This window comes from Paenibacillus sp. MBLB1832, assembly GCF_032271945.1.
Taxonomy (GTDB): Bacteria; Bacillota; Bacilli; order Paenibacillales; family NBRC-103111; genus Paenibacillus_E; species Paenibacillus_E roseopurpureus.
In genome coordinates this window covers 665080-680469 of sequence record NZ_CP130319.1, presented here as the reverse complement: position 1 = coordinate 680469, position 15390 = coordinate 665080, and the positions used below count along the sequence as shown (strand labels likewise).

9 protein-coding genes and 2 pseudogenes are annotated in these 15390 nt (G+C 41.4%); 1 reads left to right on the top strand and 10 read right to left on the bottom strand.

The genetic code is table 11. The annotated features are described in order from the left end of the window. Nucleotides 1-40: 40 nt before the first annotated feature. From MJB10_RS03145 to MJB10_RS03105, 9 genes and pseudogenes are all read right to left on the bottom strand, one after another. A complete protein-coding gene (locus tag MJB10_RS03145) occupies nt 41-1744 on the bottom strand; it encodes a GTP-binding protein (protein WP_314801676.1) in 1704 nt (567 codons plus the stop codon). Nucleotide 1745: 1 nt separating this feature from the next. Then, entirely contained in the window at nt 1746-2669 is a 924-nt protein-coding gene (gene cysD, locus MJB10_RS03140; RefSeq protein ID WP_397386567.1) for a sulfate adenylyltransferase subunit CysD, read from the bottom strand. Between the two features lie 340 nt (nt 2670-3009). Beyond that, nucleotides 3010-3408: pseudogene (locus tag MJB10_RS03135) on the bottom strand (23S rRNA (uracil(1939)-C(5))-methyltransferase RlmD); the annotation flags it as partial. A gap of 1184 nt (nt 3409-4592) precedes the next feature. Further along, entirely contained in the window at nt 4593-5381 is a 789-nt protein-coding gene (locus MJB10_RS03130; protein WP_314801674.1) for an ankyrin repeat domain-containing protein, read from the bottom strand. A 27-nt stretch (nt 5382-5408) separates the two neighbouring features. Further along, on the bottom strand, nt 5409-6131 hold the full coding sequence (locus MJB10_RS03125; protein WP_314801673.1) for a hypothetical protein: 723 nt from the start codon (nt 6129-6131) through the stop codon (nt 5409-5411). A gap of 44 nt (nt 6132-6175) precedes the next feature. Then, nucleotides 6176-6580 (bottom strand): DUF3862 domain-containing protein, encoded by a 405-nt coding sequence (locus tag MJB10_RS03120; protein WP_314801671.1) that lies wholly within the window; start codon nt 6578-6580, stop codon nt 6176-6178. After that, nucleotides 6556-6996: a DUF6326 family protein gene (locus MJB10_RS03115; protein ID WP_314801669.1), complete on the bottom strand. Its 441-nt coding sequence runs from the start codon at nt 6994-6996 to the stop codon at nt 6556-6558. Before MJB10_RS03115 ends, MJB10_RS03120 begins: the two co-directional genes overlap by 25 nt. Before the next feature lie 102 nt (nt 6997-7098). Continuing rightward, the gene (locus MJB10_RS03110) at nt 7099-9717 is read right to left on the bottom strand and encodes a LuxR C-terminal-related transcriptional regulator (protein WP_314801668.1); all 2619 of its coding nucleotides are present in this window, start codon (nt 9715-9717) and stop codon (nt 7099-7101) included. 689 nt (nt 9718-10406) lie between these two features. Then, nucleotides 10407-11870 carry a hypothetical protein gene (locus MJB10_RS03105; RefSeq protein ID WP_314801667.1) on the bottom strand — a complete coding sequence of 488 codons (1464 nt, stop codon included), beginning with the start codon at nt 11868-11870 and terminating at the stop codon, nt 10407-10409. A gap of 251 nt (nt 11871-12121) precedes the next feature. Here MJB10_RS03105 and MJB10_RS03100 point away from each other — a divergent pair. Next, nucleotides 12122-13452: pseudogene (locus tag MJB10_RS03100) on the top strand (IS3 family transposase). Between the two features lie 316 nt (nt 13453-13768). On the opposite strand, the gene MJB10_RS03095 reads toward MJB10_RS03100, so the two are convergent. Then, on the bottom strand, nt 13769-15091 hold the full coding sequence (locus MJB10_RS03095; RefSeq protein ID WP_314801666.1) for a DUF4139 domain-containing protein: 1323 nt from the start codon (nt 15089-15091) through the stop codon (nt 13769-13771). Nucleotides 15092-15390: the final 299 nt, after the last annotated feature.

Genomic DNA, 15390 nt, shown 5'->3' with positions numbered 1-15390 from the left:
GAAAAAAGCGCCAAGCAAATACGCTGGCGCTAACATTGTATTAAAAATTAAGGAACTGTCCGCGACTACTCTCATTAATTAAATATTTAATAATGCGTTTCACTACATCATTGGCAGCTTCTTCAAGGGAAGATTTGCTTAAATCGATGACGATTTCCGACTTCCCAGGTGTAGTATTGGTGTTCGCGCTGCCTACATAAACTTCAACAAATTCTTGACCGATGATGTCGCGCGCGACTTCATTGCCAATCTCGAGCAAAGCATCCTGCGTTACCAATGCAATAAGTCCCGCATCGTTCATCAATTTGGCAACTTCCGGCTGGCCATTCTTGAGTAACATCGTATGGTGGCCTGTCGATACCAAACGTTTCTCGACTTCCTTCGCAAGGGCCAGTTGATCTGTAACCGAACCTGTGAACCAAAGGGTCAAAGGATTTTGACCTTTTTGCTGAGCCCGAACTTCTCTCGTGATTTCTGTGTCTAGCCCTACAACCGTGTCGGAGCTTTGAAGGGTTTGCTCGATCACTCCGCATGCGGATGTCATATTGGTGACACGATCGATCAGAATGAAGCCGCCGATGCTTTTATTTTGTTCAAAAGAATCAATAACGATTTTATCCGATAATGAAAACTCACATGTCGCCAATTCATTTTTGACAATATGATCGGTTGGAACCGTTTTACCCGTATTAATTTCGATTTTATGTTTAATAGACGTTACAGTACCTGGCAGTACTTTCGTACCTACTTTGACCAGATAGTTTTTACCAGGCGTCAGCACGGAATCGTCCATCCAAAGGATTGTTGCGCTAAAGCTGTCCGCTTCTTGAATCTCACTATCCTTCGTGAATACACAGCCCCGCGAAACGTCGACTTCCCGATCCAATTGAATCGTTACAGGCTGCCCCGCATAGGCGTAATCCCGATCTTGGTCACCCACGAGAATCCGTTTCACTTTCGCCTTCTCATGACTAGGCAGCGTTGTCAGCTCATCGCCAACCGCGATACGCCCTCCCTCGATCTGCCCTTGGAAGCCGCGGAACGTATGGTCCGGACGGCATACACGCTGAATTGGCATCATAAATGGCTTCGCATTGTCGTTCTGATGAACGTCGACATTCTCCAAATACGGCAGCAAAGCTAGGCCTTCGTACCAAGGAGTGTTTGGCGATTTTTTCGTGATGTTATCCCCTTCTGTGGCAGAGACAGGGATTACCTGAATGCTTTCAAAGTGGAACTCAGCCGTCAATTGCAAAAATTCTTGTTTGATTGCATTAAATACCTTAGGATCAAAACCGACTAAATCCATTTTATTCACGGCTAAAACAAGATGTTTAATGCCCATCAGTGCACAAATCCGAGTGTGACGCTTGGTTTGGGTAATAACCCCTTTTTTCGCGTCCGTAAGAATGATAGCTAGATCCGCAAAAGATGCACCAACGGCCATGTTGCGGGTATATTCTTCGTGTCCAGGCGTATCCGCAACGATGAAAGAACGGTGGTCTGTCGTAAAATATCGATAAGCCACATCTATCGTAATCCCTTGCTCACGCTCGGCCAGCAGCCCGTCAAGCAATAAGGAGTAGTCAATTTTGCCGCCGCGGCTGCCAAGTCTGCTGTCCAGTTCTAACGCTCTTTCTTGGTCGGCGAACAAAAGCTTTGCCTCATAAAGCATATGTCCAATCAGGGTGGATTTTCCGTCGTCCACACTTCCGCAAGTGATAAATTTAAGCAGACTTTTCATTTTAGAAATAACCCTCCCGTTTACGTCTTTCCATGCTTCCCGCCGCTTCTTGGTCAATGACGCGAGTTGTACGCTCGGATGACACCGCACCTAAAGTTTCTTCAATAATGGTATCAAGTGTATCGGCCTCTGACTCAGCACCACCAGTAAGCGGATAGCAGCCTAATGTGCGGAAGCGCATCTTCTTCATTTCAAGTTTCTCATGCGGCTCAAGCTTCATACGATTATCATCCACCAAGATGAGATGTCCGTCACGTTCGATGACAGGTCTCTCTTTGGCAAAATAGAGCGGCACAATATCAATATTTTCTCGGCGAATGTATTGCCAGATATCTTTTTCCGTCCAGTTGGATATCGGGAACACGCGGATGCTTTCACCTTTATTAATTCTTGTGTTAAAAAGTTTCCACATTTCTGGCCGTTGATTCTTCGGGTCCCAGGCATGATTCTTATTCCGGAACGAGAAAATCCGCTCCTTCGCACGCGACTTCTCCTCATCACGTCTTCCGCCGCCGAACGCAGCTGTAAATCCGTATTTATCCAATCCTTGTTTCAAGGCTTGCGTCTTCATAATATCCGTATAGGCGGAGCCATGATCGAACGGGTTAATCCCTTGATCAATACCTTCCTGATTGGAATGCACAATCATCTTGATCCCAAACTCTTTCGCCTTGCGGTCGCGGAATTCAATCATTTCTTTAAACTTCCACGTGGTATCAATATGCATGAAAGGAAATGGCGGCTTCTCCGGATAGAAAGCTTTCAGCGCCAAATGCAGCATCACGGAACTATCCTTACCGATCGAATACAGCATCACGGGATTTTCACATTCCGCCGCTACTTCTCGAATAATATAAATCGCTTCAGCCTCGAGTTGATCCAGATGCGTCATTTCATCTATGGAATCAAGCAATTGTTTTTCCATGAAAAAGGTGCCTCCTTTTAATTCTTACTAAATCCATCGTATTTCTTTATATATTAACAGATTGTGGCTTTCGTGCAAAGTGGAAGAAAGTAATTTTCTTTATCATTTTATCATTTTCGTCGATTGATGTCGTGGTTTTTTGGTGAGGGGCAACTTCCTCATTGGGGGCTAAAAAACAACCCTGTCCGAAGACAGGGCCTAGTCATATTTCTGTATTCATTTTCTGCACCGTCCACGGAAACATATCCACCGGCGTCACCTCCGCGACGCCGTACCCCATCGACCAGCACGCGCAGGTCGCGCGCGAGTGTCGATGCGGGGCACGACACGTACACCACGCGCCGATGCCGCAATAGGCATCGACAACTACTTCATCGCCGGTCAGCGCGGCGTACTCCAAAGCCTTCCCGTACAAGACTTCCGTCTGGACGGGATAGACTTGAAAGAACGATCGCGCGGAAATTGCAAATTTCACTTCGCCGATATAGTCATAGATGACCTCGCTACCCCACAGGACGCGCGTCTCATCCCCAAAAATAACATTGGTCTGTCTCACATTAATGTTATGGCAAATGCTCTTTACCGCAGGCAGAGCCTCGCGAATGCCGTCTACCCACTCCGCAACGCGTGGAATTTCAGCTCCATTGGTCACCAACACGACCATGATTTCGCCCGTGCGGAAGCCAACTTTGACTACATGGCGCAGCAGCCCAGTCCCTGTCTCTTCCCAATAAGCCCGACTGAGATGTCTCAATAATGAAGAATGTCTCATTCTTAAAATCTATGCCCGTGTTCGCCTGAGCCGCGACGGCACTTCTAAAGTACTTTGTCATATTTTGCGATTGTCTGCTCATGTCCGACTCCTAAAAATGTATTTCCTCTTACCAAAATGGGATAAAGATAACTTTACGGCTGTTCTTATTATGGTTGCAGCTTTTGTACAATACATTCAATCCAAGGAGGAAAGGAGTCTAAACGAAAGGTTATTGATCCCTCGTCTTACGTCAAGAATTATTCTTCCCTCCGAGAGACTATTGTCAATCACAATTAAATGATCAATTAAATCAAGATGAGAGAGTAGATTATGAATCGATGTTTGATGTCGCTTTATGATATCTTCAGTGGGGATATGATGTCCGCCATTTTTAACCCGTACTGCCACTCTCTCGAAATTCAAATGATAATCCACCTAGATCGACATAAAACATTGTAACTTCAAACCCATTGACCATGCATCTCGCATTAGCCGAATGGTATTACCTCCAGCCAATGTAGTTTCTACTGAAAAATCGCGCCTGTTTCGAATACAGTCCTTGGCCAACTTAATGGCTTCTTTTCCTGCTGAAATTTTACGGCTTTCAGGATGTTAAAATCAATTGCTTTGCTAAAGCATCAGGATTCAATATTAACACTGATCCCGAGCCTATCAATAATGAGGTTCCGAATCGTACTTTCCCGCTCCCATTATTCCCAGCAAAAATATACATGATCGGTTACAATTCATGAATGTGGGGCATCCTGCTCGGTAACTGGAATAACATGACCGACGATCACCAGTAAGTTTAATAAGCTTTTGGAGATCTTTAAATTGATTCATGTTTTCACCTTCTTATAACTCAGAATCAGGAATCATTTTATTCATTATTCCGTAAATGTACATACCGCTTCTCACACGTCAACTAATTATTAAGAGCTTATAACAACAAGGTAATATAACAAGCTGACTCCAGATTAGTACCGGAATCAGCTTGTTGACTAGTTCTTTAGAATATCCACTGGACAAAACAAGCGGCTTCATTTTCATCTTTAAGCCCTTCCTCATTGGCCAAAAAGAACTGGATGTATACAAATACGCCCTCGGAGCCAAGGCAGGTGCTGTCATCTACTGATGAAGATTGAGAATAACCTTCAAGAGTCGATGTCTTAACGATGTAGTTCTTTGACGGATTTAGCGCCCCGGTTGTGCAACCATTGAACCAAATCGCCGGTAGCGCTTCGTTTTGCTGCATCCAAAGGGGTCAATCCGTCCCACACGGAAATCCAATTCAGTTCGGCCCCTCGTTCGAGCAAATACTCGGCAGAGTGCCGCTGTCCGCCGTGGCAAGCGCACCAGAAGGCGACGGTAACTTCATCTGGTGGTGGATAGTGCCCGGCTCCCCACGGATATCGCTGTGTAAGTGTGGTCCCGGTAAAGTGGGCTTCCATGTCATCCAACAGTCCGAGCGCGGCCGCATGCCAGAGAGCGAAGCTTGCGCCGCGCTCAACCAGACGATGTGCAGCCCTCCACTGCCCAAACGCCACTGCGTCGTCCAGCGGCGTTCCCCCTGCGATGACCGCACCCGACGCCTCCATATCAGCGCCGGCATCGAGAAGCGCATCAAGCACCTCGATATCATCGCTGCTCGCGGCCCAATGAAGAGGTGTCTCGACATGAGGGCCGACGATTCGAGCGTTCACCTCAGCGCCAGCTTTGACCAATGTGGCTATCGTCAACGCACCGTTTGGCAAATGGCCGGGCCAATCGGTAGCCACATGTAATAGCGTACGCGATACGTTACCGTTGCGCATATCGCTTCCGATAATTCTCGCCGTAGCTAGTCCTGAATTCTCGGTGAGCAGCTTCTGCAATCCCGGGATATCGCCGGTGCAGATTACCTCAAGCAAGGTGACCGCGAGAGGGTCGTTTTCTGAAATGATCACAATGTAAACCATCCCTTCAAAAACATCTACCTAGTGCATTCAACTATTAAACAAATTCATCATCGTTAATGTTTTAGGAGCAAATGCTGCTTGCATATTTGCTACTACTACCACCATCATTAACAAAGTAAGAACAACCGTGGCATTTCCAAAGACAAAGTAGGCTTTATCTTTAAATCTCCATATAAAATTGTTTGATTTAACTCTTTTTAATAATTCATTCCACATATATACACTTAAACTCACAAATAGTATCAAAAGTGTTCCACAAACAATAGCTTTTGTAGTATGAAACTCAATGCGTTTATTAAACTTTTCCTGAATAATAGATGGAATATTTTCATTACCTGATTGTATCCATTCTTTAAACGCATTTCGTAATTCGTCCTTATATGTCGGTCCATTGGATATATTAAGATCAACATTAAGCAATGAAAACCCATGCAACGGATTCAAAGTATTTGTCAGATTTGCTGCAACAATTAAAATCATCAATAAAGTGACGCAACTGTTCATTAACAAGAAGGAAAAATAAACCTTTCGTTCAAACCCCCACTTCATCCCGCTTATGTTGGGCGATTTTGTCAATTTTCGCCAAAAAATGATACTAAGCATTGCGAATATGAATACCAAGCATCCACCAACAATAACGAGTACAGCATGATACATAGCGTAATCGCTAATGAGTGCATTCACAGCAGGGTTAGATTGTGAACCTGATTTAATTATCTCACTTAGCGTACGTGGTAACTCCTCATTCATTATAATTATCTCCTCTGCCACAACCCCAAAACTTGAATGTGAAACTATTCGAGCCGAAATTGCGATTTAGCCTGCAATTTGTTGCCCACGAATACGAAGGTGGCACTAGCCCCAACCTCGCCCTTGCCTCTATACATCACACCGATGCTATGCAAGTCGCTGCCTTCCTCGCCCGTTTCCGTTATTGTTTCTCCTTTGCCACCGACAATCTTGATGACTTCTTTGTAGGTCATTCCATTTTTAATTTTATCGTATTTTTCCTTCGTGATTTGGACTTTCTCAGCGGATCCTGTATTGCCGCTTGGCGACTCTACTGGGGAAACCGTGGAGCTTCCCGTCGGCCCTTTCTGAACATTATCGCTCGCATGGCTGCATGCCGCCGCAGTGAGTACAAGACATACTAGGAATGCTAATCGAATGATTTTCATAACGAAGATGGCCATTTCCATGCATACCTGATAATTAGACAAAGAAGAGCAACTTCTACAACAGCACCAAACACCATGTGCGCCCAAGCCTCTCCTGCTAAATTAAACAACATATATGGAATATACACCGAGGCAATAATGATATTTGCACGGCGATTTACCTTAGCCGGCAGGACAACAGAAAGAAAAATCATAAGAACTGGAATTGTTACTAAAACAAGCGCTATCAATAAAAAGACAAAAGTAATATCAAATGTAAATACTTTTCCTGCCAGTATATCTTCTATCTTGCCAGGCATATACAAGTGAAAATAATCAACATAAACATAGAGAAACATAAAACTCGCCCACAGCGTAGCAATCTTCAGTTTCACATTGACTTTGATGTCTTCGAGTGCACTTTGCGCTTTATTTTGCGTATTCATAATAATGTCCATTTTCCTTTCTCCATCGGATGAATTTAGAAACAATATAGCATGAGGGAGAATGGATACCTAGACACTAAAGTGTTGTTTTTTCAAATTCACAAGAACAGTACCTTATAGCAAACGCAGCTCATGTGTGCGTAAGATTGCTTCGGCGCGGCTTTTAACTTGCAGCTTAGAAAAAATACGTTGATTATGCCCCTTAATGGTATTGAGAGTGACGAAAAGCATCTTGCTGATCTCATGATTGGAAAGCCCCTGAGCAATAAGGCGTAAAACCTCCAGTTCCCTTTGAGTTAAGGGAGCCATAGATGGATGTTTCGTTGAAAAATGTAAAAGTAACGTTTTTATATGATCTGTCATAATTTCAAATCGCAGAGAAGCTTTTAAAAGTGCTTCCATTGGAGCTCCTTCATCTAAAAAAACACGCAGGTGACCTTCTGTTTTAGCGATCTCAATGGCCTCCATTAAAGGCACAACAGCTTTTTGTATTTCCTTTGCCTGAAAATAGGTTAATGCATGCAGAATCAGCATTTCCATTGGAGCTTGAGACATCGATTGTATTTTTAATAGGGCTTGTTCTGTTTCACCTGCAGCCAAGTGCACACGAATTTGCTCATTGGGGAGATTGTATTTCTGAACAAGATATCGTGCTGATGGGATTTCATTGAGGTGAAGTCGGGTAAGCACTTCAACTTGTGCAACCTTGTACATGTTCTTAGAGAAGTTATTTTTTTGAAGAGACTGGCTTGCTTGTTTGAGTAATTTCAAAGTCTCTCCTACTTTTCCTTGAGCAAGGTTTATCTTAGCACAGAATAGCTCGCAAACTGCAAGGGTGTCCATATTGTTCAAGTGCCGCGCCAATTGTATGGCTTCTTGAATGAGATCTAACGCTTCCTTCATGTGATCTTGTTCGTAAGCGATACGTGATAAACCGAGATACGCGACAGCGGAAGCCGGAAAAGCTAAGTGTCCATCTAAATTCAGAACTTTCATGTAGCTATTTTTAGCTAAGTGGAGTTGATTTTCCATTTCATAAATATTGCCTAGTCCAATTGAAGCCAAGATTGTGATAATAAAATGTCCAATAGTTTCACTACTCCTCAGCGCTTCTTCATAAACTTCCCGTGCCAATTTATGATTGCCTTGCATCTGGTGAGCGAAGCCCAATGTCCACTTCGTAGCAGCAAGTACCGGCAGGTTTAGAGGACTAAGGTTTTCGATAGCATGTTGAGAGCATTCCATAATGCGAGATACATTGTTTTGTGAAACAGCCACCGCTGCTCTGGTCGCGAAAATATGTCCCATTAGATTATTATTTGTTTCGTTTTGAGGGAGTGAGCGTAGAGTATTTTCCACTGTGACTAATATTTTTTCTACTTCTCCAACTCTACCCAGAAACAATAGCGTTGTGGCATATAGCACTCTTAATGAGGGTTTGGCATCTAAAACGGATAAAGGCAGCGATTCAAACCAATGAAGAACCGGTGTTGCTGCGCCACGATAAAGTAAAGGAACGCCGCCTCCTTCTACCAGTCTGGAAGCACCTTCAATATCCTTTGCTTCCACCGCATGATAAAAAGCCTCAAGTGTGAAATGATTGTTCTCATACCAAAGGCTTGCCCGCTTATGTAGTTTGGAAATCATATCTGGATCGCCGGCAATTTGTTCTCTATTTTTTTCAAGTCTCGCTTTTAGTAGCTCAGCGAAAAGATGATGGTAGCGATACCACCGTCGTTCCTGATCTAAGGGAATGAGAAACAAATTATTTCTTTCCAAATATTCAATCGTTTTTTGGCTATTCCAACCAGAAGGGATCCATTCATTAGATAATACAGCATCGCAAAGAGGTGCAGAAAACCGTTCCAGCACGGAAGTCGCCATTAAAAAATGAAGTATGTTTTCGGGTAGTTGGACAAGAACTTCATCGAGTAGATAATCCATAACGAAATGATGGCTACCCGGAAAGGAGTCATTTTCCAATATATAGGTGACATCGTTATTCCCTTGAATGGAAAGTGCTGCGAGTTGAAGACCTGTAACCCATCCTTCCGTTCTTTTTTCAAGTTCAATCATATTTTTTTTAGTTAAGCTAAGCCCCATGACTTGATTTAGAAAACATGCCGTTTCGATGTCTGTAAACCGCAATTCCTTAACGCCTATCTCCATCAGCTGATTTTTAGCACGCAGCTTGGATAACGGTAGATCGGGAATGTCACGCGATACGATCGTTAAATTCATATGAAAAGGCATTTGTGCGACTAGGAAGCTTAGACCTTGCTGAATAGAAGGGTTATGGATTACATGATAATCATCAATGACCATCGAAAAAGCCTTTTGCAATGTGTTTAGTTCATTGATTAATTGGCTTAGGACAGCATTAATTTGTGGCAGTTGAGGGGATCTTAGCGCAATGAGAATTCCATTTCCTAAGTTTGGAAAAACGCTTCGAATCGCCTCTATTACATATGTGAGAAAACGTATAACATCATTATCTCTTTCATCGAGCGAAAGCCATGCAACAGGCCTGTCACACATGGATGCCCATTGACTCACTACTGTTGTTTTTCCAAAGCCCGCAGGCGCTGAAACGAGACTTAGCTTTTTATCCTGACCTCTATGAAGTAAGTCAATCAAATGGTTTCGAGTAACAATCAAATGCCGTAAGGGCGGTTTCTCTAGTTTCGTAGTTAGAACTTCGTTGGTTACATGAGGTTTTGTTTCTTGCTTCATAACGAGACCTCCTTGACCTTGCAAGTAATAATATTATTGCATATCGAGCTATAAGAATCATGCATCTGCGCAAAATGCTTCAAGCCAAAAACACAAGTCTGTTTTGATGAACATTATACCAAAAATGTGCTAGAGATTACTGTACGATAAGGGAAGCGGCCAATCTCGTTGATCATCCGCTCCAATTTGGCAGCCTGTTCAAACCTTAGTGTCACTCTAAGTCCCTATAAAATACAGCTCCTACAAATGATCTGCGTCCAAAACGACCGAAACATCGATAGTGTTGAAAACAAAGGATTTCTACGTATCAATGCGTTGTAGTCCTACTACGCACTCCACATGCACCGTATGCGGGAAGTTTAGGGCTTTGGTCGCTATTTAATATATTAAGAAAAAGCCTTAATCCATGGGCCTTCTTTTCCTACACCTCTTGTTCGGTTGGGTATTGATTATCCCTTGTTGACGATGTTCGTCAACAACTCGTCAACAACAAGAATAGACCCGATGACTACAATTTCCCCTGTAACTAGTCGTTCAGTTTTTACCCTCTAGGATTCGTAATCCACCAAAGTTGGATATCCTTAAAGGATTTATTATTTGCGATTACTTTAAGTTCAGATCTCCAACTGTCCTCTAAGATCAGAATGAAAGTAAGATATAATTGCATTGGCTTAATATTCAAGCTCAAGTTATATGAAAATTTCATTCCCCATATTTTTCATTGCCATGTTTGCTAACACCTGATAAGTAATTAGTAATTTTTCTAAAGGGGCATCTAATTCCAAAAATTCATTAACTTCCCAATCCATTTCCTCTAAGTGAGAGGAGAACAATCTTTTGAATTCTTCCTCATCCTCTGTCATGATATCAATATTCTTTATAACCCCCGCCATAAAGTTTGCTGCCGAAGACTCACTCCATGTTTCTATATCAGAACCTTGCGAATGATGTATTATTTCATATACATAAGTCGAACGTGCAACAACTACTGGCGGATAAAAATAATCTGCAAAAGTTAATTCTTCTGGAAATGATTTAGGAAGAAAATATTCATTAAATCCATAAAAATTTACGTACTCTTGAATTTGCTTTATGATGTAGATTTCGGGGAGCACATCCTCCTTTAGTTCAAATTCATACCATTTTATGTATTCATCATCTTCTTCATCTTCATCATCTTCATCATCTTCATCTTCTTTATCTTCTTTATCTTCTTTATCTTCTTTATCTTCTTTATCTTCTTCAAATTTTAACTCTTCTTTTTCTGCCAAAGTATATAAACGAGTATATAATTCGCCCTCGACTGCATAAAACACATCAATGTGAGCTGGAAAGTACTCTTCTTCATCATGTTCAAAATAAACATCGGTTTTTAACCACATTGAACGTAATTCCATTTTGCTCAGATTCAGTAAAACATCCCTAATCATAGCTTTTATCTTTTCAACATTAGATCCAAACAAAAAGCTTTCTTCAAATTGCACTTGGAAGACAAATTCATCCCAAAAATTATGTAATTTGTAGATATAATTATGTAAATACGATAAAGATATGTCGAGTGATTCAAAATTTGTTTTGAGAGTCGCTAACAACTCGTCATATTTATCACTTATTATGCGATTTACAATTTTCGTTTCATCATCTTTATCTTCATCTTCATCTTTATCTTTATCTTCATCTTCATCATCATCATCATCATCATCATCATCATCATCATCATCATCATCTTCTTCTTCTTCTTCTTCTTCTTCTTCTTCTTCTTCGAAATGAAAATCCTCTAGTTCTGCCAAAGTATGTAAACGAGAAAATAATTCGTCCTCAACTGCATTTAACAAATCATAATAATCGGGAAAATCCTCCTTATCATCCGATTCAAGATATGCATCGGTTTTTAACCACAATAACCGCAATTCCATCGTACTTTGTTTTTTTAAAATCCCCCTTGCCATAGCTTTAAAAGTTTCAACATAAAATTCGAGCAAACAACTCTCTTCAACCTGGACTTGAAAAACAAATTCATCCCATACATCATGCAATCGGCTGTCATAACTTTGCATGTGCGATTCATCCAGTGATTCGATATCAGTTTTGAGGGAAGTTAACATCTCGTCATATTTATCTCTTATAATACGATCTATAATTTTTGCTTTCACGCGAACCCTCCTCAGATAGTTCGTAAAATAAAATAATAGAAATATATCCTACAGTTCGTCACCAGGAAGATAATTCCTCTAACACTTTTAAAACCTCATTAAAAAAGACACCCAGTTATGGTGTCCATGAACTGTGACCCAGAGGGTGGACACTTTGAAAAAAGTGCCCACCCTCTGGGTCATTTTCGTTTATAATAGTTGTTACTTAATAGGAGCGAGGTCTTACAATGACAGATAGCATAAAGACAACAGTGAACAGACATCGTTTTACGGTGCACGAAATAAGGCAGTTGGAAGCAAACCCAAATGTAAGGCATGTTTCAGATAAATCAATTACGTTCTCTCCTGAATTTAAACTAACTGCTGTAGAAGCAAACCGAAATGGGAAAACACCACAGCAAATATTTATTGAAGCAGGATTCCAATTATCAATCATTGGAAATCGAAAGCCAAATGAGTGCTTGAAACGTTGGAGAGCAGCTTATTCAGAGCACAAAGAGAGTGGGCTTTTAGAGGAGCGCCGAGGAAAAGGAGCGACAGGTCGGAAACCCGCTGAAGATATGTCGGCAGAAGAGCAATTAAAGCGTGCTGAGGCGCGGATTAAATTGCTTGAAGCAGAGAATGACTTCTTAAAAAAGCTCGAAGCACTAGAAAGGCGGGTGAAGCCAAGACTTCTCTGAGCGCCTCAGAATACTTCGAACTCATTAACCAAACCGTTCGAATGTACTCACTCGAAGGGAAGATAAGCTACTTTTGTGAGCTTGTAAGCGTAAGTAGAAGTGGATATTATCGTTGGCTGAAAGCCGAAGAGAACCGTCAGGATAAGGAACTTTTAGACGAGATGGACTTAGAGATCATCAAACGCCATTTCAATAGATTAAAAGGTAAAGCAGGAGCTCTAACGATTAAAATGAATGTAGAGCAACATGACCATGTAAGAATGAATCATTAGAAGATCCGAAGGCTTATGCGAAAGTATGGGCTTGTGGCGAAGATTCGCAGACCAAACCCCTATCGGAAAATGGCTAAAGCCACTCAAGAACATAAAACTTGTCCAAACTTACTTAATCGTCAGTTTGACCAAGGAGAGCCCGAGAAGGTGCTTCTGACCGACATCACCTACATCCCTTACGCCAATGGAAACACTGCTTATTTATCTTGTGTCAAAGATGGAGCGACCAAACAAATCTTAGCGCACTATCTCTCCAATTCTTTAGAGATGCCCATCGTGGAAATAACTCTAGACAAGCTGTTTGATCGTTTAGAAGGTACAATCCACCCAGAAGCCCTGCTACATTCGGACCAAGGCATGCATTACACACACCCTAGCTTTCAAAAACGGGTCAAAAGAGCAGGCATTATGCAATCTATGTCTCGCAAAGGAAACTGCTGGGACAACGCTCCAATGGAATCATTCTTCGGACATATGAAAGATGAAATAGATGAAACCTCAACTTTAACATATGAGGAGTTACAAGTTGTGATAGAGGAATACATCCATTTTTATAACTCAGAACGTTTCCAATGGGAATTAAAGAAAATGACCCCTGATGAATACAGGAGCCATCTCGTAGCAGCATAGAGCAACTAGGTGTTTTTTTCAATGTCTACAAACCAGGTCACAGTTCACCATTGAAGAGAGTTATTCTTTTTCATTATATTCCTGGAACTTGTTATAAATCCTTGTTGATTCAAATGGACGCATGGAATACACCTATGTTAGTCGTTCGAGTGTCTCAACGAAATTCACCTTCGGCTAAGTTATAACGTATTATTTATATCGCTAAAATGGAAAGACTTTATCACAATAGAATTGTTTATTTAGTCTTCATCTACATCATCGTCGTTTTTCTGTTCCAAAACTACCTGGTAGGGATGATCCAAATATAAGAAACTCACTACTCGAAATATAACATTTGTTTCTCATCCATCTCAACCGTAAAACGCACAACAACTTCGGTTCCCGCAGAAACGTAGATATTATAAATTACTGTATTCGATCCATTCTTGTCGTACGGATGTGACGTGTCCGAAATTCGCCAGAACCGCTGGTATACATGGTGAGACAGCTTCACTTGAGCCGATTCATTTTTGGTATTACGGATAATAATTTCGTGGGATTCAGCAGTATGTCCGCGGCCTACACGTTGTATTTCCTTACGTTGGTGCTCGAGTACAAGATCGAAAGCTTCTCCAATATTTAATGATATGATTTCATTTTTGGGAGTATGGTCGATTGCATCTTCCCCAATAAACTCGTTTTGGCTGTCATGATCCTCCTGATACACCTTAATGGTTCCCATCGGTAAAGGGAAGCCTAGGTTGCTACTTTCTATATTCTGAAATGTAACAATTATATTGGCACGTTTCCAACCAGTTCTGCATTCATAATATACCTGACATGGTACATTATCTACTTGAAACAACCGAATTTGCTTGGACTGCTCGTTTTTAAGTGTCGTACATTCTTGCAGCACATATAGGTGGTAGTCAGCGAATTCTCGTTCCTCGAAGGGTATTCTTGATTCCATTATACGAGTTGCATCCGAATGATACGTTACGGGCATGAGGTCGACTTCATTAAACACTCGCTTCACTTCCCCTGCAATTAGCTTGATCTTAGCATTAGAAAATGTCGCACCGCTCTCATTCTTTATATTCACCCAGCCTGCCAAACTTAGCTGGTCCCCTTTCAAGTTCATAACATAATTAACATTCCATGAGAATCCCTTGGTAAGATATGATACCTCAATCTGCTCTGATTCAGAAGGCCTGATCTTCCATTTAATGGCTGGTCGTATGATTAATCCATGAGGTAGCTTTGGAAGGATAAGCTCATCTTTGGGATCCAGTAATATTTCACCGGAGTCCACATGCTCTAAAACTACACCGTGAGAGATACTGAGCAGACGATATTCTTCTCTCCGAGAGTTTCTTTGCAAGAAGACTGTATGGCCCAAATATTTCTCGAGGAGCTTCGATTTGTTAACTAGGTCATACTCATAGTTCATCTCAAGTATTTCTATACCTTTGACCAAAATCGATTCTGTCTCGATCGTCGCAGCTACATCTAAATAATTAATCTGCTGTTGTCTGATTAGAGACGAAGCACGTCGTTTTTCCTTAACAGCCCCAAAGTTGTTGTTATATATCGTTAAAGCAACCTCAACGTTATCATTGCTAGTTAATGTAAAGATTTCCACGTGTTCGTTAGATTTCATAAATGAAAACCTCCTATATTGGATGAAAACATAAAAAAATCGATCAAAATAACTCTGTAAATCTCCTCCCTCAACGCACAGGAAAAATATTACATAAAAGAATGCTAGTGCATCATCTTAGTTATTAAAATAAGAGACAAATACAATTGAATTTGGTTTCAAAAATCTAGACCTGTGTATCTCCTCATCGTAAGGGGCAATACTATCTTTCTCCTTCAAAATATTGAATCAAAAATTCACCCCCATCCAAATGCGAATATTCGGATCATTCATTTCCCCTTACTCATCACTTGTTCATC

Excerpts from the sequence above, each read along its gene's own strand:
- MJB10_RS03145 (WP_314801676.1), bottom strand. The coding sequence starts at position 1,744 with ATGAAAAGTCTGCTTAAATTTATCACTTGCGGAAGTGTGGACGACGGA.
- cysD (WP_397386567.1), bottom strand. The coding sequence starts at position 2,669 with ATGGAAAAACAATTGCTTGATTCCATAGATGAAATGACGCATCTGGAT.
- MJB10_RS03130 (WP_314801674.1), bottom strand. The coding sequence starts at position 5,381 with ATGGTTTACATTGTGATCATTTCAGAAAACGACCCTCTCGCGGTCACC.
- MJB10_RS03125 (WP_314801673.1), bottom strand. The coding sequence starts at position 6,131 with ATGAATGAGGAGTTACCACGTACGCTAAGTGAGATAATTAAATCAGGT.
- MJB10_RS03120 (WP_314801671.1), bottom strand. The coding sequence starts at position 6,580 with ATGGAAATGGCCATCTTCGTTATGAAAATCATTCGATTAGCATTCCTA.
- MJB10_RS03115 (WP_314801669.1), bottom strand. The coding sequence starts at position 6,996 with ATGGACATTATTATGAATACGCAAAATAAAGCGCAAAGTGCACTCGAA.
- MJB10_RS03110 (WP_314801668.1), bottom strand. The coding sequence starts at position 9,717 with ATGAAGCAAGAAACAAAACCTCATGTAACCAACGAAGTTCTAACTACG.
- MJB10_RS03095 (WP_314801666.1), bottom strand. The coding sequence starts at position 15,091 with ATGAAATCTAACGAACACGTGGAAATCTTTACATTAACTAGCAATGAT.